The organism is Xanthobacter versatilis (assembly GCF_043193975.1).
Lineage (GTDB): Bacteria > Pseudomonadota > Alphaproteobacteria > Rhizobiales > Xanthobacteraceae > Xanthobacter > Xanthobacter autotrophicus_E.
Genome location: NZ_JBAFVB010000004.1, coordinates 12,933 through 33,079, shown reverse-complemented (window position 1 = coordinate 33,079; position 20,147 = coordinate 12,933). Strand labels below are relative to the sequence as shown.

General features: G+C 67.6%; 18 protein-coding genes. 5 read left to right on the top strand and 13 right to left on the bottom strand.

Annotated elements, in window-relative coordinates; all coding sequences use genetic code 11:
• Positions 1-145: 145 nt before the first annotated feature.
• Entirely contained in the window at positions 146-3,658 is a 3,513-nt protein-coding gene (locus V5F66_RS09875) for a PAS domain-containing hybrid sensor histidine kinase/response regulator (RefSeq protein WP_394093765.1), read from the bottom strand.
• 408 nt (positions 3,659-4,066) lie between these two features.
• On the opposite strand from V5F66_RS09875, the gene V5F66_RS09870 reads away from it, so the two are divergent.
• Positions 4,067-4,771, top strand: coding sequence for a 2OG-Fe(II) oxygenase (locus V5F66_RS09870; RefSeq protein WP_198139170.1), 705 nt, complete (start codon positions 4,067-4,069; stop codon positions 4,769-4,771).
• A gap of 115 nt (positions 4,772-4,886) precedes the next feature.
• Here V5F66_RS09870 and V5F66_RS09865 read toward each other — a convergent pair whose 3' ends face one another.
• Positions 4,887-5,567, bottom strand: coding sequence for an alpha/beta hydrolase (locus V5F66_RS09865; protein WP_394093764.1), 681 nt, complete (start codon positions 5,565-5,567; stop codon positions 4,887-4,889).
• Positions 5,568-5,659: 92 nt separating this feature from the next.
• The gene (locus V5F66_RS09860; RefSeq protein WP_041576187.1) at positions 5,660-6,094 is read right to left on the bottom strand and encodes a MarR family winged helix-turn-helix transcriptional regulator; all 435 of its coding nucleotides are present in this window, start codon (positions 6,092-6,094) and stop codon (positions 5,660-5,662) included.
• A gap of 232 nt (positions 6,095-6,326) precedes the next feature.
• Between V5F66_RS09860 and V5F66_RS09855 the strand changes: the two genes are divergently transcribed.
• Both V5F66_RS09855 and V5F66_RS09850 read left to right on the top strand, forming a co-directional pair.
• A complete protein-coding gene (locus V5F66_RS09855) occupies positions 6,327-6,755 on the top strand; it encodes an organic hydroperoxide resistance protein (RefSeq protein WP_011995741.1) in 429 nt (142 codons plus the stop codon).
• A gap of 238 nt (positions 6,756-6,993) precedes the next feature.
• A complete protein-coding gene (locus V5F66_RS09850; protein ID WP_394003150.1) occupies positions 6,994-7,596 on the top strand; it encodes a hypothetical protein in 603 nt (200 codons plus the stop codon).
• Positions 7,597-7,663: 67 nt separating this feature from the next.
• Here the strand turns inward: V5F66_RS09850 and rpoN are convergent, their stop codons facing one another.
• The 5 genes from rpoN to V5F66_RS09825 all read right to left on the bottom strand — a co-directional run bounded on the left by rpoN (position 7,664) and on the right by V5F66_RS09825 (position 12,929).
• Positions 7,664-9,226: an RNA polymerase factor sigma-54 gene (rpoN, locus tag V5F66_RS09845; RefSeq protein ID WP_394003148.1), complete on the bottom strand. Its 1,563-nt coding sequence runs from the start codon at positions 9,224-9,226 to the stop codon at positions 7,664-7,666.
• Between the two features lie 61 nt (positions 9,227-9,287).
• Positions 9,288-10,220, bottom strand: a complete 933-nt coding sequence (lptB, locus tag V5F66_RS09840; protein WP_394053840.1) for an LPS export ABC transporter ATP-binding protein — start codon at positions 10,218-10,220, stop codon at positions 9,288-9,290.
• 243 nt (positions 10,221-10,463) lie between these two features.
• Positions 10,464-11,156: an LptA/OstA family protein gene (locus V5F66_RS09835; protein ID WP_011995745.1), complete on the bottom strand. Its 693-nt coding sequence runs from the start codon at positions 11,154-11,156 to the stop codon at positions 10,464-10,466.
• Entirely contained in the window at positions 11,153-12,073 is a 921-nt protein-coding gene (locus V5F66_RS09830) for a hypothetical protein (protein ID WP_011995746.1), read from the bottom strand. Before V5F66_RS09830 ends, V5F66_RS09835 begins: the two co-directional genes overlap by 4 nt.
• Before the next feature lie 235 nt (positions 12,074-12,308).
• Entirely contained in the window at positions 12,309-12,929 is a 621-nt protein-coding gene (locus tag V5F66_RS09825) for a ribonuclease D (RefSeq protein WP_011995747.1), read from the bottom strand.
• Positions 12,930-13,085: 156 nt separating this feature from the next.
• Between V5F66_RS09825 and V5F66_RS09820 the strand changes: the two genes are divergently transcribed.
• Positions 13,086-13,571, top strand: a complete 486-nt coding sequence (locus V5F66_RS09820; protein WP_394053841.1) for a CVNH domain-containing protein — start codon at positions 13,086-13,088, stop codon at positions 13,569-13,571.
• 70 nt (positions 13,572-13,641) lie between these two features.
• Here V5F66_RS09820 and ilvD read toward each other — a convergent pair whose 3' ends face one another.
• Positions 13,642-15,495 (bottom strand): dihydroxy-acid dehydratase, encoded by a 1,854-nt coding sequence (gene ilvD / locus V5F66_RS09815; RefSeq protein ID WP_394053842.1) that lies wholly within the window; start codon positions 15,493-15,495, stop codon positions 13,642-13,644.
• Positions 15,496-15,735: 240 nt separating this feature from the next.
• On the opposite strand from ilvD, the gene V5F66_RS09810 reads away from it, so the two are divergent.
• Positions 15,736-17,160 carry a pyridoxal phosphate-dependent decarboxylase family protein gene (locus V5F66_RS09810; RefSeq protein ID WP_394093763.1) on the top strand — a complete coding sequence of 475 codons (1,425 nt, stop codon included), beginning with the start codon at positions 15,736-15,738 and terminating at the stop codon, positions 17,158-17,160.
• 5 nt (positions 17,161-17,165) lie between these two features.
• Here V5F66_RS09810 and V5F66_RS09805 read toward each other — a convergent pair whose 3' ends face one another.
• The 4 genes from V5F66_RS09805 to V5F66_RS09790 all read right to left on the bottom strand — a co-directional run bounded on the left by V5F66_RS09805 (position 17,166) and on the right by V5F66_RS09790 (position 20,147).
• A complete protein-coding gene (locus V5F66_RS09805) occupies positions 17,166-17,708 on the bottom strand; it encodes a DUF6456 domain-containing protein (RefSeq protein ID WP_394093762.1) in 543 nt (180 codons plus the stop codon).
• 2 nt (positions 17,709-17,710) lie between these two features.
• Positions 17,711-18,103, bottom strand: a complete 393-nt coding sequence (locus tag V5F66_RS09800; RefSeq protein ID WP_011995752.1) for a helix-turn-helix domain-containing protein — start codon at positions 18,101-18,103, stop codon at positions 17,711-17,713.
• Positions 18,104-18,670: 567 nt separating this feature from the next.
• Positions 18,671-19,657 carry a cysteine synthase A gene (gene cysK / locus V5F66_RS09795; RefSeq protein WP_011995754.1) on the bottom strand — a complete coding sequence of 329 codons (987 nt, stop codon included), beginning with the start codon at positions 19,655-19,657 and terminating at the stop codon, positions 18,671-18,673.
• 49 nt (positions 19,658-19,706) lie between these two features.
• Positions 19,707-20,147 carry an RrF2 family transcriptional regulator gene (locus V5F66_RS09790; RefSeq protein ID WP_011995755.1) on the bottom strand — a complete coding sequence of 147 codons (441 nt, stop codon included), beginning with the start codon at positions 20,145-20,147 and terminating at the stop codon, positions 19,707-19,709.

Here is a 20,147-nt window from a genome sequence, read left to right as displayed (position 1 = left end):
TGCCCCGAGGGCGTGCTTCTATGGCACGGCCACATAACGCTGGCTGAAGGCGGCGTTTATTGGGCGTTCATGCGGATGAACGAGGGCTTAACCCGGATGCTCCGAGCCTGTTGCAAAATGGCCGCGCGCGACCTGCGCAAACAGGCTATTCCGCCGCCGAGCGGGCGAGGCGCCAGTGGGCGAGGAGGGCGCGCAGCGCCGCCGGCTTCAATGGCTTGCTGAGGATTTCCATGTCCGCCGCGCGGGCCGCATCGCGCACCTTCTTGCTGCGGTCCGCGGTGATGAGAACGGCCGGCAGTTTCCCCAGTTTCCACCTCAGCGACATGACCGCGTCGATGCCGTGGCCATCGTCGAGGTGATAGTCCACCAGGGCCACGCCCGGCATCTTGCGCGTCAGCCGCACCGCCTCCAGGGCGCCGGCGGCGCTCGACGCGGTGATGACCTCGCAGCCCCAGCCCTTCAGCAGCAGCTCCATGCCTTCGAGGATGGCCGGCTCGTTGTCGATGGCGAGGACGGTGAGCCCGTCCAGCTGTGCGCCGCGGCGGGTCGGCGCGGGGACGGCCTGCGGCTCCTCCGGCATGGAGACGGCCACCGGCAGGTCGACGCTGAAGGTGGAGCCCTTGGACGGCTGGGAGGTGACGTCCACCTTGTGCTCCAGCACCCGGGCGATGCGTTCCACGATGGAGAGGCCGAGTCCGAGCCCGCGCGCCACCTTGGCGCCCTGGTCGAGCCGCTGGAACTCCTGGAACACCACCTTGTACTTGGAGCGCGGGATGCCCACCCCGGTGTCGTGCACCTCCACCCGCAGCCGGCCCGCGTGGCGGCGGCAGCCCACCAGCACGCGCCCGTGGGGGGTATATTTCACGGCGTTGGAGATCAGGTTCTGCAGGAGCCGGCGCAGCAGCCGCCGGTCCGAGCGCACGGCGAGCGAGCACGGCACGAAGGTGAGGTCGAGATTCTTCTCCCGCGCCAGCGGGGCGAATTCCATCTCCAGCGGCTTCAGGATGTCGGCGATGCGGAACGGCGCGATCTCCGGCCGCATCACGCCCGAGTCGAGGCGGGAGATGTCGAGCAGGGCGGAGAGGATCTCTTCCACCGATTCCAGCGAGGCATCCACGTTGCCGGCGAGGCGCTCCTCCTCCGGTCCCCGCGCCCGCTCCACCATGGTGGTCACGTAGAGCCGGGCGGCGTTGAGCGGCTGGAGGATGTCGTGGCTGGCGGCGGCGAGGAAGCGCGTCTTGGAGAGGTTGGCTTCCTCCGCCTCGGCCTTGGCCTTCTCCAGCGCCCCGTTGAGGCGCTCCAGCTCCTCGGTGCGCTCGCGGACGCGGCGTTCCAGATTCTCGTTGGCCCGCTCCAGGGCCAGGGCGGCTTCCACGGAAGCGGTGATGTCGGTGAAGGTGACGGCGATGCCGCTGTCGGGCATGGCATCGGACCGCGCCTCGATCACCGCGCCGCGCTGGTGCAGGCGCTCGGAGAAGTCGGGGCTGGGATGGGCGTAGCGGGCGATGCGCGCGCCCACCCCCGCAGCGCTCCCCTTCGCCTCGTCGTCGGCGGGGGCGGAGGCGAGGATATCGGTCAGCGGCACGCCCACCGCGTAGCATTCCGCCGGCAGGTCCAGCATCTGGCCGAACTGGCGGTTCCAGCACACGAGGCGCAGGTCGCGGTCGAACACGGCGATGCCCTGGCGCACATGGTCGATGGCGCTCTGCAGCAGCTCGCGATTGTACTGGATGGCGGCGGAGGCATCGTCGAGCAGCTTCAAGGCCGCCTTGGTGGAGACGGTGCGCTTGCGCAGCAGCAGTGACAGCACGATGCGCGAGGAGGCCGCCCCCACCGCCGAGGCCAGCAGGTGCTCGGCATAGCGCACCATGCCGGCGTCCGCCTCCCGGTGCGGATCGAGGATGAAGCCGTGCTGGCGGGCGTAATTCTCGAAGGCGGCGCGGGCCCGCTCGGCGCCGAGATAGCGTTCCACCGTCGCCATCACCTCGCCCAGCGTGACCGAGGAGCGCCAGCGCAGGAAGGCCGGGCGCATCTGCCCGCGGTCGCCGCCACCGGCGAACAGGCGGGCCTGCACCCGCTCGATCTGGCTCGGCTGGGTGAGGAAGGAGACCACCACCAGCACCAGCGTGTTGATGCCGAGGCTCCAGGCCACGCCATGGGCCAGCGGCGTGGCGGAAAGGCCGAGCAGCGCCGTGGGCTTCAGCAGCCACAGCCCGAACGGGCCGTTCTGCACCACGGTGGAGGAGATGAGGCCGGCCTCGGCAAGGCTCGGCAGCAGCAGCGTATAGGCCCACAGCGCGCTGCCGGTGAGGATGGCGGCGATGGCGCCGTTGGCGGTCGCGCGCTGCCACAGGATGCCGGCGGCAAAGGCCGGTCCCACCTGGGCGATGGCGGCGAAGGACAGGAGGCCGATCTGGGCCAGCTGCGCGTCGCCGGTGATGCGGTGGTAGAGATAGGCGGCCAGCACGATGACGAAGATGGCCACCCGCCGCACCATCAGCAGCACGCTGGTCATGTCGTCGGGCGGACCACCGTCGGCCTTGGCGGCGCGGCGGCGCAGCAGCAGGGGCATCACCAGGTCGTTGGAGACCATGATGGCGATGGCCACCGATTCCACGATCACCATGGCGGTGGCCGCCGAGAGCCCGCCCACGAAGGCGAGCAGCGCGATGGTGTCGAAGCCGGCGGCCAGCGGCACCGCCAGCACATAGACATCGCTGTCCACCATCTGCAGCGGGAACAGGGTCATGCCGGCGAGGGCGAGCGGCACCACGAACAGGTTGATGAGCACCAGGTAGAGCGGGAACAGCCAGCGCGCCCGGTGGATCTCCTCCTCGCCCTTGTTCTCCACCACAGCCACGTGGAACTGGCGTGGCAGCAGCATGAAGGCGCCACCGGAGAGCACCATCATGGTCAGCCAGTTGCCGAGCGGGAAGCCGTGCTCGAACGGGGCGGTGACGCCGGCTTCGCGCGCCGCGTACCACAGCTCCACGGGGCCGTCGAAGATGAGGAAGGTGACGACGATGCCGACGGCAAGGAAGGCCGCGAGCTTCACCAGGGATTCGGTGGCGATGGCGAGCATCAGGCCGTCCTGGTGCTCGGTGGCGTCGGTGTGGCGGGTGCCGAACAGGATGGCGAAGGCGGCCATGGCGCAGGCCACGAACAGCGCAAGGTCGCCCACCACCGTGCCGCGCCCGTGCTCCCCGGCGAAATGGCCGAGCATGGCCACGAGGGAGGCCGAGACCGCCTTGAGCTGCAGCGAGATGTAGGGAATGGCGCCGACGATGGCCACCAGCGCCACCAGCGCCGCGATGCCCTGGTTCTTGCCGTAGCGCGCCGCGATGAAGTCGGCGATGGAGGTGATGTTGTTGGCCTTGGCGAGGCGCACCACCCGCATGAAGACGGGGGCGCCCACAGTCATCAGGATGATGGGGCCAAGATAGATGGTGAGGAAGTCAAAGCCCTGGGTGGTGGCAAGCCCCACAGAGCCGAAGAAGGTCCACGAAGTACAGTATACCGCTAGCGACAGCGAATAGATCATGGGTCGCGGCGCGCGCCGCGCCGCCTTCGGCCGCAGCCGGTCGCCATAGCTCGCGATGGCGAACAGGAAGCCGATGTAGGCCAGCGCTGCGAAGATGACGACCGAGGCCCGAAGCATGTCTCCCGTCCGGCGGCCCGATCAAAGGCCTGCCCGTTCGCTTGTTGTCATTGAAGCCAACTCATCACTCGCGGGCGGCCTTGTCCAGCGCCGGATTCCCGGAGGGTGCGGATGCAGCCAAAGGTCGTAATCGCGGCGCCAAGGCATTGTGCGACTGCGATAAAATACCCGCGCGATGAGGGTTTTTAGGGGGCACTGCAGAAAAATCTACAATCTCAGGTTTTATGCCATGAGCTATCATGATATTCTGGACAAGTTCCACTCGGAAAAATCGGTATTGGCTCTGTCAGGGGGGTTCCAATGCATGACCGTGTTTCGCTGTCTAAGTTTGTCGCTGATCGCTTGAGAGTCGAGTTCGACAGAATTAAAAGACAATACGAATCCAGTAGTCCAATCCGAAATTTTGTGGTGGACGATGTTCTGCCTCCGGATGTCGCTCTTGCGATTTATGGAAAATTCCCGTCCGGAAACAATATGCGGCTCAACAAATCCTTGCGTGAGCTCAAGTTTATCTCCGCACAGATGAATGAACATGACCGGTTGCTGGAGGAGGCGATCTATGCCTTCCAAGAGCCGGAGATCGTTGAAATCATCAGCGATGTCGTCGGCAAGCACGATATGGTTCCGGACGACAATCTCTATGCGGGCGGTATCTCGTTAATGGCGCCGGGGCACTTCCTCAATCCCCATCTCGACAATTCACACGACAAGGATCGCCGGTTGTGGCGCAATCTCAACCTGCTGTATTATGTATCGCCGGACTGGCCCGAGGATAAGGGCGGCAATCTCGAGCTTTGGCCTGAAGGCCCGAAGAAAAAGCAGATCACCATCCACTCGAAGTTCAATCGGCTCGCGGTGATGGAAACCCATCACGAGACGTGGCACTCCGTCAGTCCCATCACCAACACGGCCAGCCGTTGCTGTGTCTCGAATTATTACTTCGGCCCCACGCCGATGCATCCGGAACAGGAGTTCCACGTCACCTCGTTCCGTGGTCGTCCGGAGCAGCCAGTGCGGGATATCGTGCTGCAGGCCGACATCGCCGCGCGGTCGGCCGTGCGCGCGCTGTTTCCGCAGGGCGTGGTCGAGAACAAGCACAAATATATCAAGTAGGAGGGCGCCGGCGTCTGCGCCTGCGATCCGGTACACGGGGGTTGGCCCCCTGGTGCCGTCCGTTGCGGGCCGGGAGCGCGTGCGTCCGCGCGCGCTCCCGCGGCTGCGGCGTCCGCTATGGCGACAGGAAGAAATCCACCGCCAGCGCCACCACCGGCGGTTGCCAGGCGTGGGGGCCGTTATATTCCATGAAGGTCACATCGTAGCCGGCGTCCTTGAGCAGGGCCGCGTGCACCCGCGCGCTGCGCGCGATGGGGATCTGCTCGTCGTGGACCCCGTGGGAGATGAAAACGCGCGGCGCGCCCTGTTGCCGGTGCACCGACATGAAGCCGGCGGACGAGGCGATGACGTGAGTCACGAAATGCCCGTTGGTGAGGCCGAGGGACAGGGCATAGCTGCCGCCGTCGGAATGGCCGGCGAAGGCGATGCGGCCGGGATCGACGGCAAAGCGCGCGGCCACCGCTGCAAGGGCCATCTCGATCCGCTCGCGATCCGGCCCGTTGCCGGCGATCACGATGTCCCAGGTGGGGAAGGTCGATTGCGGCACCAGCAGCAGGAAGCCATGGCGCTGCGCATGGGCTTCCATCATGGGAAGGATCTTGGCCGCGCTGCCCCCGCCGCCATGGAACAGCACCATCAGCGGAACCGGCACGTCCGGCGCCAGACCCTCCGGCACCACCAGCAGCGCATCGCGCTCGGCGGCGATGCCCAGATCATGCCGGCCGGGCGGCAGCGGCGGCAGGACCGGCGGCGTGGGGGTGAAGGCGATATGTCCGACAAGAGTGGAATCGAGCATGACCAGGCCCTGATGAGCTTCTTATATCTGGTCTACCGTATGCCAGTAACTGGATGAAGCCCCATCTTCCGGGAATGGTGTGGCGCGGCGGCTCAGAGCTTGCCGGCGGCGGCCTTCTCCAGGGCATCACGCAGGGCGGTGACTTCCCTTTGGAGCCTTACCGCGTCGTCGAGATCAAGGCCGGTGGCCTTGAGGATACACTCGGGGATGGTCCGCGCCTGCGCCCGCAACGCTTCGCCCTGGGCGGAGATGCGCACCCGCACCACCCGCTCGTCTGCGGGATCGCGGCTGCGGGTGACAAGCCCGAGGGCCTCCAACCGCTTCAGCAACGGTGTCAGGGTGCTGGATTCCAGTCCCAGCTTCTCGCCGATGCCGCCCACCGTCTGGTCGTCCTTCTCCCACAGCGCCACCATGACGAGATACTGCGGATAGGTCAGGCCGATGGCGTCGAGCAGCGGCTTGTACACGCGGGTGAAGGCGTGGCTTGCAGCATAGAAGGAAAAGCACAACAGGTCGTCCACGGGCATCAGCGCGGGTGCCGGCACGTTGGCCGGGCCTGGAGTCAAGGGCGGCGTGACGGTGGTGTGGGGGGTGTCTTCACGGGGCATGGCAACGACCTTAGGTCTCTGGCCTCAATATAATTCGTACGCGATATAATCGCAACCGCTTGACAGCGAGGGGTGGTCTGGCTAGAAACATCGTACACGAATTAATCGTGTCGACTAAATATCGCCACGCCATCCGAGAAGGAGCAGTCCCATGCCCGTGAACGTTCTTTACAGCACCTCCGCCCGCGCCACCGGTGGCCGCGACGGCCATTCCGCCACCCTCGACGGGGCGGTGGACGTGAAGCTCTCCACCCCCAAGGAACTGGGCGGCGCCGGCGGCGACGGGGTCAATCCCGAGCAACTGTTCGCCACCGGCTATGCGGCGTGCTTCCTCGGCGCCATGAAGTTCGTGGCTTCCCAGGGCGGCAGCGCGAAGGTGCCGGCGGACGCCAGCGTCACCTCCACCGTGGGCATCGGCCCGCGTTCGGAAGGCGGCTTCGGACTGGAGATCGCGCTTGAGGTGTCCCTGCCAGGCGTCGATCGCGCGGCTGGCGAAGAGCTGATCGCCAAGGCGCATCAGGTTTGCCCGTATTCCAACGCCACCCGCAACAATATCGACGTGAAGCTCACCCTCGCGTGAGCCATACCGGCCCGCGCCGCATTTTACCGCGCGGGCCGGATACATTGATATTCAACCTTTGCGGGTAAATCTTATTTCAAGAGATGTGGCACTTCGATCGACCGAGCTTTGCGACCCAAACGACAGCGTGAATAGACATAATATTTTCAGTAAGCGGCGGAAAATTGCGCTGTGGACCTACCGTAGATATGCGTCATATTAGGTTGTGCAACCTAAGATGGTTTCTATGGGGGGTAACATGCCGATTGAGCTGGCCAGGATCGACGGTGTCCATGTGGTCCAGGACGACGATGGGCGCGTGCATTGGGAATCGGGCGGCGCCATCGACGCCGACGGGGCCAACGGGCAGAACGGTGCCAAGTTTGCCTATCGGGAGGACGACAAGGGCCTCGACGCTCTCCAGAACGCCGGCTATCCGAACGGCGGCTGGCACAATGTGCTCGTCGAACGGGGCGACGGGGAACCCCTCAGCGACGCGGACGGCAACATCTATTCCAAGACCACCTATGCCTGGAAAGGTCGCCCCATCCCCAAGCGTTATGTGGATGCGGCGACGATCCCCTATGTGGTCGTCAACCCTCTGGTGCGCCGGCACGCGGTGGGCGTGGTGATCGGGTGCCGGGCGCTCATCACCTATCAGCAGAGGAGCGTCGTTGCGGTGGTGGCCGACGTGAGCGGAGCCACGCGCATTGGGGAATTGTCCATCGCCGCGGCCAAAGCTCTTGGCTTCCGCAGGTCGTCGCCGCGCAACGGTGGTGTCGATTCTGGCGTCCGGTTCGAGATGTGGCCCGGCAGTGCCGCCATCATTAACGGGGAGATCTACGAACTCCAGCCCGCGTGAGGGCTGCCGCGCGTTGGAGCGGCGCCTGTCGACGGACTCTGCATGGGCCGGCTGGGGCCTCTTGGTCTCAGCTGGCCTCGCTGCGCAGGGCCATCTTCTCGCGGCGGCGCTGGACCGAGGAGGGAATGTTCATGCCTTCCCGATACTTCGCCACCGTGCGGCGGGCGATGTCGATGCCCTCGTCCTTCAGCTTCTGCACCAGGGTGTCGTCGGAGAGCACGTCCTCCGCGCTCTCGGCCTCGATGAGCAGCTTGATGCGGTGGCGTACGGCCTCGGCCGAATGGGCCTCGCCGCCGCCCGAGGCGGAAATGGCCGACGAGAAGAAGAACTTCATTTCCACCACGCCGCGCGGGGTGGAAATGTATTTGTTCGAGGTGACCCGCGAGACGGTGGATTCGTGCATGCCGATGGCGTCGGCCACTGTGCGCAGGTTCAGGGGCCGCAGATAGCGCACGCCGTGCAGCAGGAAGGCGTCCTGCTGGCGCACGATCTCGCTCGCCACCTTCAGGATGGTGCGGGCCCGCTGGTCGAGGGAGCGCGTCAGCCAGCTGGCGCTCTGGAGGCATTCGGCCAGGAAGCTCTTGTCCTCGGCCGAGCGCGCTACCTTGGCCACGGTGGCATGATAGGTCTGGTTCACCAGCACCCGTGGCAGGGTCTCGGAATTCAGCTCCACCAGCCACTCGCCGTCCTTGCCCGCCCGCACATAGACATCCGGCACCAGCGGATGCACCACGCCGGAGCCGAAGGCGAGGCCCGGCTTGGGATCGAGCCGGCGAATCTCGCCGATCATGTCGGCAAGGTCCTCGTTGTCCACGGCACAGACCCGCTTGAGGGCATTGCGGTCATGCCGGGCCAAAAGCTCCAGGTTCGCCACCAGCGCCTGCATGGCGGGGTCGAAGCGGTCCCGCTCCCTGAGCTGGATGGCGAGGCATTCGGCGAGGTTGCGCGCGCCCACGCCAGATGGCTCGAAGGTCTGGATGAGCTTCAGCATGGCTTCCACCTCGGCGCGCGGCACGCCGAGCTGCTCCGCCAGCTGGTCGAGGTCGCCGGTGAAATAGCCGGTCTCATCGATGAGGCCGATGACGTTGACGCCGATGAGCCGCCGCGCCGGGTCGCTCACCGCCACCGCAAGCTGGGCTTCCAGGTGGTCGGCCAGGGTCATTTCGGCGGTGAGGAAGGCTTCGGGATTGTAGTCCTCGCCGCGCTCGCCGCCGCCCCATTCGCCGGTGGAGGGGCTCTGGCCGGTGGAGCCGCCGCCGGCGGCACCGCGGTCGGCGGGGGCGTCGTCCGGGAAGACGTTGCCGAGATCGGTGTCGAGGCGGGTTTCCATGGCTGCCCGGCTGGGCTCCATGTCGCCGGGCATCCAGTCGCCGGAAACAGCGGCCTCAGGCTCGGGGGCGGGGGCGTCGTCCCGCTGGGCGGTCTCGGAGGGGGTCTCGCCGCCGGCGCTGTCGGCCGGGCCGTCGCCTTCGGTGATGCGCTCCAGGAGCGGATTGCGCTCCAGCTCCGCCTCCACGTAGGCCACCAGCTCCATGTTGGAGAGCTGCAGCAGCTTGATGGCCTGCATCAGCTGCGGCGTCATCACCAGGGACTGGCTCTGGCGGAATTCCAGCTTGGGGCTCAACACCATGGCGGAAGCCTCCGCTGGCGTGGCACGGGTCGGGCGAGCGGAAGGCGGGGAGAGGCGGCGCTCATAGCCGGAACTCCTCGCCGAGATACAGCCGCCGCACCTCAGGGCTGGAGACGATGGATTCGGGATCGCCCTCCATCAGCACCGATCCGGAATGGATGATGTAGGCGCGGTCGATGAGGCCCAGCGTCTCGCGCACATTGTGGTCGGTGATAAGCACGCCGATGCCGCGGGAGGTGAGGTGGCGTACCAGGGCCTGGATGTCGCCCACCGCGATGGGGTCGATACCGGCGAACGGCTCGTCCAGCAGCATGAAGGAGGGCTGGCTTGCCAGCGCACGGGCGATCTCAAGGCGCCGCCGCTCGCCGCCCGACAGCGCGATGGAGGGCGACTTGCGCACGTGGGTGATCTTGAATTCCTCGAGGAGGGCTTCGGTCTCCTCCCGGCGGCGGGCGCGGTTGGGCTCGGTGACCTCGAGCACGCCCATGATGTTGTCCTCCACCGAGAGGCCCCGGAAGATGGAGGCCTCCTGCGGCAGGTAGCCGACGCCGAGGCGGGCGCGGCGATACATGGGCATGGGGGTGATGTCGTGGCCGTCCAGCTCGATGCGGCCGCGATCAGCCTTCACCAGCCCGGTCACCATGTAGAAGCAGGTGGTTTTGCCGGCGCCGTTGGGGCCGAGCAGGCCCACCGCCTCGCCGCGGCGGACGTTGAGGCTCACGTCGCGCACCACCTGCCGGCCGCCATAGGACTTGGCGATGCCAAAGGCCGCCAGCGCGCTGGTGGAATCGAAGGGCTGAGCGTCGCGACCGTCGCCGCGGCCATCAAGGGCGGCGTAGCGGGTATCGTCCCAGCCGCCGTCGTCATAGTCGGCGGCGTTGCGCGGGTCGTCCTCGTCCCACTCGCGCGTGTCGCGCGGGGTGTCACTTTCGCTCCGGCGGGTGATGCCGCCGGACCTGGCCTTAGACTTGCCGAACATGGACAGGACGTTCAACGCGACCTCCGCACCCCCGGCCCCCGGATTGGAAGGTTTAGAACGTCCTTGCCGGGGATGCAACGTTTCCATGCAAAATGTGGGCCGTATGGCGCTGCGATCCAGCGCGCGGCTGGGGCAGTCGCGGTTCATCTGGCATAAAATATTGATTTAAAAGCGATATTGTACAAATGGTGACGGCTGTACCTGCAGTCCCGGCTACCGCCGGAAGCGCATTTCAACCGCTGCGCGCGTTCGCTTTCGTCAGCGGCGGGGGGCTTGTCCGCCCTGGTCGGCGGGCTTGGGCAGGGTGTCCTGCTTCAGGCTGCCGGGGACGATCAGGCTTTCCACCCGCCCGCCCTCGAACTTGGACACGCCGGAGACGAGGTCCACCACCAGCTTCTGGCCACGGATCACGTTGGGGCCCTGGGTGAGGACCACCGGCTTGCCCACGAGGGTGACCGTGTTGGTCTTCATCTCGAACACGCCGCTGTCGCCGGTGGCGGTCTGTTCCTTGGTCTTCACCACCACGCCGCCCACGGCCTCCAGCTTGCGGATCTGGCCCTTCTGGGACGGGTCGACGCCGTTTGCCTGCTCGCCGGCGGGCTGGCCGCCGGCCTGCTGGGCCACGGAGCCCTCGTAATAGACCATGAGGTCCTTGGAGCGCAGCGTGGTGTCGCCCTGGGTCACCAGCACGTTGCCGGAAAACACCGCGACCTTGTCCTTGTCGCGCACCTCAAGGGAATCCGCATTGATGCGCACCGGCTGGTCGCGGTTCTTGGCAAAGCCCTGAAGAGCGTTAGGCACGTTGGAAGTCTGCGCCACAGCGCTGCTTGACGTTGCAACACCCACAAGGGCGGTGCCGGGCGCCGCGACGAGCATCGCCGCCGCCGCGGCCTGAGCGAGGCGCCGGGCGCGGAAGGCGAGGCCGGTTCGGTCCTGGGACTGGCGGATCATGGGTTGGACACCGGGCGTCGCGGGGGAAGGGGAGTGGGCTGGGCGGCGGGCGTGGCGGGCACAGATCCCACCGCGTCGCCATGGAGTTTGGCGGGTGTCCCGGCAGGCGCGCCTGCCGGCGGGGTGGCCTCGCCAGACTTCTGGCCAGGCAGGTTGGACATGCGGAAATCCAGCTGCACGTTGCCCTCGAACAGGGCGCGGGTGCCACGGTCGCCCACGTGCAGGCGGTCGGCCACCAGCCTGCCGTCCAGATAGGTGAACACCACCGGGTTCTCGGTGGCGATGGTGCCGGCCTTCACGTCCACCTCGGCATCCTGCAGGCGGCCGCCGTAGCCGCCGTTCATGGCGAGGTCCACGCCGTCGCCCAGGGTGATGAACTGCTTCTTCGTATCGAAGGTGCCCACCTTGGCGGCGACCTTGGCCCAGCCCTTGTCGGTCATCTCCAGCCGGGCCTCGATGTCGGTGAGGTCGATGAGGTCCGGGTGGGTCAGGTCCTGGGTGGCGGTGCGCGCGGTGACGCGGTAGCCGCGATTGTCGTCGGTGAAGCCGGAGAGCTTGGGCAGCTCCATGGTGAGGCGCGAGCCGGACAGGGTGAGGTGCCCGATCTCGAACGGAAGCTCGATGGAAAGCTTCAGTCGAGACAGGATGGAAACCGCGCCGATGGCCACCACCGCGACGACGATGGAGAGCGGCAGCAGGCGCTTGATCCAGCGCACACGCTTGCTGTGGCGCCGGGCGCTGGAAAAGTCCGGGCTCGCGCGCTGATCGAGGGCGGCTTCCTCGTCGGTGTAGTCCCGGAAGGTGGGAGACGCTTCCAGGCGCGCATCAGGGCGCGCGTCGAGCCGCGCGTCTTGGAGCGCGGCCGCTGGCACGGTCCCTTGCCGGTCGAGATCGTCTGGCGACACGTGTCGGTTCATGGCCCTGTTCCGGCGGCGGGCCAATCCCGCGTGCGCCTGTCATGGTTGGCAGAGAGACCGTTCGCCGATCAGGTCGCGATACGAGCTGGTCGGCGCGGGCTCTCACTGGCCTCAAGCCACAGGGCCGGCCGGCGCGTCGCCCCACGCACCCGGCCAAATTGTCCGAAATGGCGAGCCGGTGCAAGGCCCGGCCGGAAGACCTTGCCAGCGTTTGATTTTTATAAAGGTTGCCGGCTCAGGAGTGGGCGAAGATGTCCTCTTCCGCCCAGCCCGAGAGGTCGAGGGCCGCCCGCGCCGGCAGGAAGGCGAAGCAGGCGGCGGCGAGCCCGGTGCGGTTCTCCCGCGCCAGCATCTCCTCCAGCTTGGCCTTCACCGCATGAAGGTGCAGCACGTCGGAAGCGGCATAGGCGAGCTGGGCGTCGGAGAGGTCCTTGGCGCCCCAATCGGAGCTCTGCTGCTGCTTGGAGATGTCCACGTTGATGGTCTCGCGCAGCAGGTCCTTCAGCCCGTGGCGGTCGGTGTAGGTGCGCACCAGCCGCGAGGCGATCTTGGTGCACCACACCGGCTGCGGCATCACATGGAAGGTGTGCTGGAGCACCGCGATATCGAACCGTCCGAAATGGAACAGCTTGGTGATGGCGGGATCGGCCAAAAGGCGCGTGAGGTTCGGCGCGGTGGTGGCGTCGGCGCCCTGCGGGATCTGCACCAGGTCGGCGCTTCCGTCGCCGTTGGACAGCTGGACCAGGCAAAGCCGGTCGCGGAAGGGGTTGAGCCCCATGGTCTCGGTGTCGATCGCCACCACGGGCGCGGCGACGAAGTCCGCGGGCAGGTCGCCGCGATGCAGGCGGATGGTCATCGGTGCGTCTTTATCTTTCTGGATCGCCACGGCTTTTAGCGAAGCACGGCGCCCCTGTCGATGGCCGTGCGGCGGCGGCTCCCATGCGGGACACGACGGCTGTTCGTCTCCTGATTCGCCGTGATAGAAGGGCGCGCCTTTCCACAGGGGGGAATCATGAAGCGAAATGTCGTCGTCGCCGGCCTGCTCGGCCTGCTGCTGGCGCTGGGCTGGCTGGTCTCGGCCGGCGAAGCCATGGCCCAGCCGGTACCGGGGGGCAGCTATCTCAACAGCTGCAACAACGTGCAGGTGCGTCGCGGCCGCGACCTCACCGCCTTCTGCGCCACCCGTCGCGGCAATTGGGTGCAGACCCGGCTCAACGACTTCCCGAGCTGCCGGGGTGACATTTCCAACCAGGACGGCCAGTTGTGGTGTGTCCGTGGCCGGCCCCTGCCGCCGCCCCCCGCGCCGGGTCCCCAGCCGCTGCCGCCCGGCTCCTACCAGCGCAGCTGCCGCAATGCCTTCGTGGGCCCGGACAACGTCCTGCGGGCGCAGTGCCGTGCCGGCGGCCATGTGTGGATCCCGGCCGCGGTCAACCTGCGCTATTGCTGGGGCGCGCGGGATATCGCCAATTTCAACGGTCAGCTGACCTGCACCCGCTGATCCGAACCACCTGCATCAAACAAAAAGGGGCGCCGCGGCGCCCCTTTCCTTTTGCCGGATCCAGTCTTGATCAGCGCCGCAGGCGGCTCACGTCGCGCACCGCGCCGCGGGCGGCGGAGGTGGTGAGCGCTGCATAGGCCTGCAGCGCCTGGGAGACCACGCGCTTGCGGTCCGCGGGCTTCCACGCGGCGTCGCCCTTCGCCTCCATGGCAGCGCGGCGCTGGCTGAGCACCTCGTCGGACACCGCCACGCGGATGACGCGGTTCGGGATGTCGATCTCGATGGTGTCTCCTTCCTCCACCAGCCCGATGGCCCCGCCTTCCGCCGCTTCCGGCGAGACATGGCCGATGGACAGGCCCGAGGAGCCGCCCGAGAAGCGCCCGTCGGTGACCAGCGCGCACGCCTTCCCGAGGCCCTTCGACTTCAGGTAGGACGTGGGATAGAGCATCTCCTGCATGCCCGGCCCGCCGCGCGGACCCTCGTAGCGGATCAGCACCACGTCGCCGGCCTGGATGCGCCCGGTGGAGAGGATGGCTTCCACCGCCGCGTCCTGGCTCTCGAAGATGCGGGCCTTGCCGGTGAATTTCAGGATCGATGCGTCCACGCCCGCCGTCTTCACGATGCAGCCGTCCAGCGCGATGTTGCCGTACAGCACGGCGAGGCCGCCGTCCTTGGAATAGGCATGGGCCACGTCGCGGATGACGCCGGTCTCGCGGTCGAGGTCGAGGTCGTCCCAGCGGCGGGACTGGCTGAACGCCACCTGTGTGGGCACCCCGCCCGGCGCGGCGCGGAAGAAGGTGGCGACGCTCTCGCTCTTGGTGCGCTTCACGTCCCAGCGGTCCAGCGCGTCGGCCATGGTGGCGGCGTGCACGGTGGGCAGGTCGGTATGGATGAGGCCGCCGCGATCCAGCTCGCCGAGGATGGCCATGATGCCGCCGGCGCGGTGCACGTCCTCCATGTGGATGTTGGCCACCGCCGGCGCCACCTTGCATAGCACCGGCACCCGGCGCGACAGGCGGTCGATGTCGGCCATGGTGAAGGGCACCTCGCCCTCGTTGGCGGCGGCGAGCAGGTGCAGCACCGTGTTGGTGGAGCCGCCCATGGAGATGTCCAGCGTCATGGCGTTCTCGAACGCCTTGAAGGACGCCACGGAGCGCGGCAGGACGCTGGCATCGTCCTGCTCGTAATAGCGGCGGGCGAGGTCGACGATGAGGTGGCCGGCCTCCACGAACAGCCGCTCGCGGTCGGCGTGGGTGGCCAGCGTCGAGCCGTTGCCCGGCAGCGCCAGGCCCAGAGCCTCGGTGAGGCAGTTCATGGAATTGGCGGTGAACATGCCGGAGCACGAGCCGCAGGTGGGGCAGGCGGAGCGCTCCATCACCTGCACGTCGGCGTCGGTGACCTTGTCGTCGGCCGCCGCGATCATGGCGTCGATGAGGTCCACCTTCTTCTCGCCGGTGGAGAGCAGCACCTTGCCGGCCTCCATGGGGCCGCCGGAGACGAACACGGCCGGGATGTTGAGCCGCATGGCGGCCATCAGCATGCCGGGGGTGATCTTGTCGCAGTTGGAGATGCACACCATGGCGTCGGCGCAGTGCGCGTTGACCATGTACTCCACGCTGTCGGCGATGATCTCGCGGGACGGCAGGGAATAGAGCATGCCGTCATGGCCCATGGCGATGCCGTCATCCACCGCGATGGTGTTGAATTCCTTGGCGACGCCGCCGGCCTTCTCGATCTCGCGGGCCACCAGCTGGCCGAGATCCTTCAGGTGCACGTGGCCTGGCACGAACTGGGTGAAGGAGTTCACCACGGCGATGATGGGCTTGCCGAAATCCCCGTCCTTCATGCCGGTGGCGCGCCACAGGCCGCGGGCTCCGGCCATGTTGCGACCGTGGGTGGAGGTGCGGGAGCGGTACTGGGGCATGTCCTCTCTTGCCTCTTATGTGTTGTGGTGCGCGATGGCTCTCGGCCCGGCGCGCAATGCTGCCGGCCGTCTTAGAACCATGTGGGCCTGCGTGAAAGGCCTTTGATGCGACACTCTATCACGCCTGCGGGCGTGCCCGTGATCACGAGGGTGGGCACCGGACTGCGGCGGGACGCCGGTTTTCCAGCGCGGCTGAAGTCGGCTATGTCCCGGCCAAACATCGAAAGATAAGGATAACACATGGACGGGGAGGCGTTCCGCCACTGGGCGCACAAGGCGGCGGACTGGGCGGCGGACTATCGCGCCGGCCTGCGCGACCGGCCGGTGCGCGCCGGCACCACGCCGGGGGAGATCGCGGCCCAGCTGCCGGCTTCCGCCCCGGAAGAGGCCGAGCCCATGGCCGACATCTTCGCGGATTTCGAGCGTATCCTGGTGCCGGGCATGACCCATTGGCAGCATCCGCGCTTCTTCGCCTACTTCCCGGCCAATGCCAGCCCCGCGAGCGTGATCGGCGAGTTCCTGTCCTCCGCCATGGGCGCCCAGTGCCTGCTGTGGCAGACCTCCCCTGCCGCCACGGAGCTGGAGATTGTCGCCCTCGACTGGCTGCGCCAGGCGGTGGGCCTGCCGGAAGGGTTTTCCGGCGTGATCCAGGATTCGGCGTCCTCGGCGACCTTGTGCGCCTTCCTCACCATGCGCGAGCGGGCGCTGGGCTTCACCGGCAACCGAACCGGGCTTGCGGGCCGACCGCAGCTGCGGGTCTACACCTCCAGCGAGGTGCATACCTCCATCGACCGGGCGGCGTGGTTCTGCGGCATCGGCGACGACAATCTGGTGCGCATCCCCACCCAGGGCCCGCTCAGGAGCATGGTGCCGCAGGCGCTGGAGGCGGCCATTCAGGCCGACAAGGCGGCCGGATTCGTGCCGGCGGGCGTCGTCGCCTGCGTGGGTGGCACCAGCACCGGCGCCATGGATGACGTGGCGGCCGTGGTGGAGGTGGCGCACCGGCATGGCCTGTTCGTCCATGTGGACGCGGCCTGGGCGGGCTCAGCCATGGTGTGCCCGGAATTCCGGTCCCTGTGGGCGGGGGTGGAACAGGCCGACTCCATCGTGCTGAACCCGCACAAGTGGCTCGGGGTTCAGTTCGACTGCTCTGCCCATTTCCTCAGGAGCGCCGACGACCATCTGGCGACGCTCGCCATCCAGCCGGAATATCTGAGGACCCACGCCCATGAGGGCGGGGATACCGGCATCGTCAATTTCAGCGAATGGACCATCCAGCTCGGCCGCCGCTTCCGCGCGCTGAAGCTGTGGTTCGTGCTGCGCGCCCATGGCCTGGAAGGCCTCAGGCAGATGATCCGCAACCATGTGGCCTGGTCGCAGGCGCTGGCCGCGCGCATCGCTGCCGAGCCGGGCTTCTCGCTGGCCTCGACGCCAGTGCTCTCCCTGTTCTCCTTCCGCCACGATCCCGGCGACGGCCGCGACGGCGATGCCCACATGCTGGCCCTGCTGCAGGCCATCAATGACGGGGGGCAGCTCTATCTCACCCCGACCCGGGTGGACGGCCGCCTCGCCATCCGCTTCCAGGCCGGGTCCATGGACGCCACCGCGGACGACGTGGACGCCGCTTTCCACATCATCCGCGACACCGCCCACGCCCTGACCTGAGGCTCTCACCCCTGCGCGGGCGTCTCCGGCGCGGCGTGCCAGCTGCGCACCGGGGCGCGGGCGCGGCCCTGGGTCGATCCGCTGAGGCCGTAATGGACGGCGAGCCGGTCGAGGGCGAGGCCCAGCACCACCTTGGCGGTGCGTGCCGGCCACAGCCGCTCGCGCTCCACCGCCTCCAGCCCCTTCAGGAAGCAGCACACGTCCAGCAGCACGCCGGACAGTTCCGGTCCCACCGCCGTCATGGCGCGGGCGACGCGCAGCTTGGCGGCCAGCACCATGTCGGTGAAGGCCTCCGGCGTGCCGGCGCCGGACACCTCGCTCCAGCGGCTGGTGATGCGCGGGGTGAGCTGGGCGCGGGTGAAGTCCGCCCGCAGCCGCTCGCCGGCGATAAGCTGGGTCGGGTCCACCAGGGCACGGCCATCCTTGCCGGTGCGCCGGGCCAGCCAGGCGAGGGGGCTTTCCGCGAGGTTCATCTGCGGCGCGGCGGCATCCGCCGGGGCGGCGCGGCGGGGCTGGACCTTGGGGAAGTGCGTCTTGCGGGGCGCCATGGTCAGCGCTCCGTGGCCCAGCGCAGGCAGGCCTCCATCTGGGCCACCCGGTGGTCGAAGGCGGGATCGTCCCGCAGGTCCTCGATGCGCCGGCAGGCATAAGCGACGGTGGAGCGGTCGCGCCGGAACGCCTGGGCCACGCCCGCCTGCGACAGGCCGAGGCCCACATGGGCGAGGTACATGGCGATCTGCCGCGCTGTCGCCACCGGCGCGGTGGACCGGCGCAGGTCCACCAGGGCATCCACGTTGAGCCCGGCCATGGCGGCGACGATGGCCGTCGCCAGCCGGCAGGAAGTGGGCCCGGTCGTTCCAGACAAGGCAGGGGTCGCGGCGACCGATGGGCGGGACGGGGCCTGTGCGCAGGCGGCGTGGGGCTCGACCGGCTGGTAAGACATTACACCCTCTCGTTGTGGGGAAAAAATTCCTACAACGATCTTCTTGCGTTTCAAGGGGGTGTGGAGAGATCTTGCAACTTATGTTTGTGGCAGACTGACACTAAAACCTGTTGTATCAATTGGTTGTATGCGGGATTCAGTGTGCGTCTGACGTTCCGATCCTAGGAATTTATCCCCCTACCTCCCCGCCGGGCGACCATTCCGCCTCACAAGGGAGAATGGATCATGCGGGCAGCAGCCGGGGTGGGATCGGGGCGGGTTTACGCCTTCACTTGCGAAGATCCGGAAGCGCGGGTCCGGCGTCACATGGCGGGGCTGGCCGTTGCCTATGGCGCGCCGGCGGCCCTGGCGCGGGCGCTGCGCCTGGCGCGAAAGGCGGCATTCAGGGGCGGGATCGGCTACGATCCGGCGCGCCACGCAGCGCTGGTCCGGCTGGCACGGAGCCGACCGGGTCGCTTGCGTGACGGGGCGCCGACGTGCCGGGGCTGAATATGACTGCGCCCCGGCGGGGGCCAGGGCGCAGACTTTCGTGTGGTTGTCAGGTCACTCGGGCGAAACGCCGCTCGCTCAGAGGCCTTCGAACAGGGCCGTCGAGAGATAGCGCTCGGCGAAGGACGGCACGATCACCACGATGGACTTGCCAGCCATGTCGTCACGCACCGCGATCTCCAGCGCCGCCGCCACGGCCGCGCCGGAGGAGATCCCGCCGGGGATGCCCTCGTAGCGGGCCAGCGCCCGGGCGGTGTCGAACGCGGTCTGGTTGCCCACCGTCACCACCTCGTCGATGATGGAGCGGTCGAGCACGTCCGGCACGAAGCCGGCGCCGATGCCCTGGATCTTGTGGGGGCCGGGGGAGCCGCCGGACAGCACCGGGGAATCCTCGGGCTCCACCGCGATCATCTTGAGTGAGGCCTTGCGCGGCTTCAGCACCTGGCCGATGCCGGTGATGGTGCCGCCGGTGCCGACACCGGCCACCACCGCGTCCACCTTGCCGTCGGTGTCGTTCCAGATCTCCTCGGCCGTGGTGCGGCGGTGGATGTCCGGGTTGGCCTTGTTCTTGAACTGCTGGGGCATGGCCGCCTTGGGCAACTCGGCGATGAGCTGCTCGGCGCGGGCGACGGCGCCCTTCATGCCCAGGTTCGCCGGGGTCAGCACCAGCTCGGCGCCGAGAATGGCGAGCATCTTGCGGCGCTCCACCGACATGCTCTCGGGCATCACCAGGATCAGCCGGTAGCCGCGCGCCGCTGCCACGAAGGCCAGAGCGATGCCGGTATTGCCGGAGGTGGGCTCCACCAGAACCGTGTCCTGGTCCAGCACGCCGGCCGCCTCCATCGCCTCGATCATGGCGACGCCGATGCGGTCCTTGACGCTGGAGATGGGATTGAAGAATTCGAGCTTGGCCAGAATCTCGGCCTTTGCCCCGCGCAGCTCGGCGAGGCGCTTCAGCCGCACCAGCGGCGTGTTGCCGATGGTCTCGGTGATGGAATCATAGACGCGGCCGCGCCCCGGACGAGGCTGGGCGGCGGGCACGATCTTGGCGGCAGGTCCTGCCATGGGCGATCTCCTTGGGAAATTGGTCGCCGGCACGCGGGGGGCGTACCTCTCAAATGGCGAAATCGATCCTCTCGTGCTCCGAACCGTGGCCCTTGCCATCGGCGCTGCGGCAGAGGTCCTCGAGCGTCACCGCGTCGAGCGCAGTGTCGAACGTATCTTCGGCCGCCGCAACGGCAGGCTGGACCACCTCGGTCACCAGCGGGGGCAGGATGATTTCCTTCTCCTCCTCGGCCCCCTCGACGACCCGGACGATCTCGGCGACGGAGACGCGCCGGCGCTCGCGCGCCAGCTCGTAGCCACCGCGGGGGCCACGCACCCCCTTCAGCACGCCGGCATGGACCAGCGCCTGGAGCACGGGTTCAAGCCGGCGGGGCGGAAGGCCGTGCCGGGCTGCGAGTGCCTTGGCAGCCACCGGAGCGCCGCGCGCGTGCACGGCCACATCCACGACGGCTGCAATGGCGAGGAGGCTTTTGTCGGATAAACGCGGCAT

Bases quoted from the DNA above. Each gene is read 5' to 3' on its own strand.
- V5F66_RS09825 (WP_011995747.1), bottom strand. From the start codon at position 12,929: ATGACCATCCGCCTGCATCGCGGCGACCTGCCCGCGGACTTCGTCGCC.
- V5F66_RS09850 (WP_394003150.1), top strand. From the start codon at position 6,994: ATGCCGATTGAGCTGGCCAGGATCGACGGTGTCCATGTGGTCCAGGAC.
- V5F66_RS09800 (WP_011995752.1), bottom strand. From the start codon at position 18,103: ATGTCTTACCAGCCGGTCGAGCCCCACGCCGCCTGCGCACAGGCCCCG.
- V5F66_RS09830 (WP_011995746.1), bottom strand. From the start codon at position 12,073: ATGAACCGACACGTGTCGCCAGACGATCTCGACCGGCAAGGGACCGTG.
- rpoN (WP_394003148.1), bottom strand. From the start codon at position 9,226: ATGGTGTTGAGCCCCAAGCTGGAATTCCGCCAGAGCCAGTCCCTGGTG.
- V5F66_RS09875 (WP_394093765.1), bottom strand. From the start codon at position 3,658: ATGCTTCGGGCCTCGGTCGTCATCTTCGCAGCGCTGGCCTACATCGGC.
- V5F66_RS09820 (WP_394053841.1), top strand. From the start codon at position 13,086: ATGAAGCGAAATGTCGTCGTCGCCGGCCTGCTCGGCCTGCTGCTGGCG.
- ilvD (WP_394053842.1), bottom strand. From the start codon at position 15,495: ATGCCCCAGTACCGCTCCCGCACCTCCACCCACGGTCGCAACATGGCC.
- V5F66_RS09790 (WP_011995755.1), bottom strand. From the start codon at position 20,147: ATGCCGCGTTTATCCGACAAAAGCCTCCTCGCCATTGCAGCCGTCGTG.
- V5F66_RS09860 (WP_041576187.1), bottom strand. From the start codon at position 6,094: ATGCCCGTGGACGACCTGTTGTGCTTTTCCTTCTATGCTGCAAGCCAC.
- V5F66_RS09865 (WP_394093764.1), bottom strand. From the start codon at position 5,567: ATGCTCGATTCCACTCTTGTCGGACATATCGCCTTCACCCCCACGCCG.
- V5F66_RS09835 (WP_011995745.1), bottom strand. From the start codon at position 11,156: ATGATCCGCCAGTCCCAGGACCGAACCGGCCTCGCCTTCCGCGCCCGG.
- V5F66_RS09855 (WP_011995741.1), top strand. From the start codon at position 6,327: ATGCCCGTGAACGTTCTTTACAGCACCTCCGCCCGCGCCACCGGTGGC.
- V5F66_RS09805 (WP_394093762.1), bottom strand. From the start codon at position 17,708: ATGGCGCCCCGCAAGACGCACTTCCCCAAGGTCCAGCCCCGCCGCGCC.
- V5F66_RS09810 (WP_394093763.1), top strand. From the start codon at position 15,736: ATGGACGGGGAGGCGTTCCGCCACTGGGCGCACAAGGCGGCGGACTGG.
- cysK (WP_011995754.1), bottom strand. From the start codon at position 19,657: ATGGCAGGACCTGCCGCCAAGATCGTGCCCGCCGCCCAGCCTCGTCCG.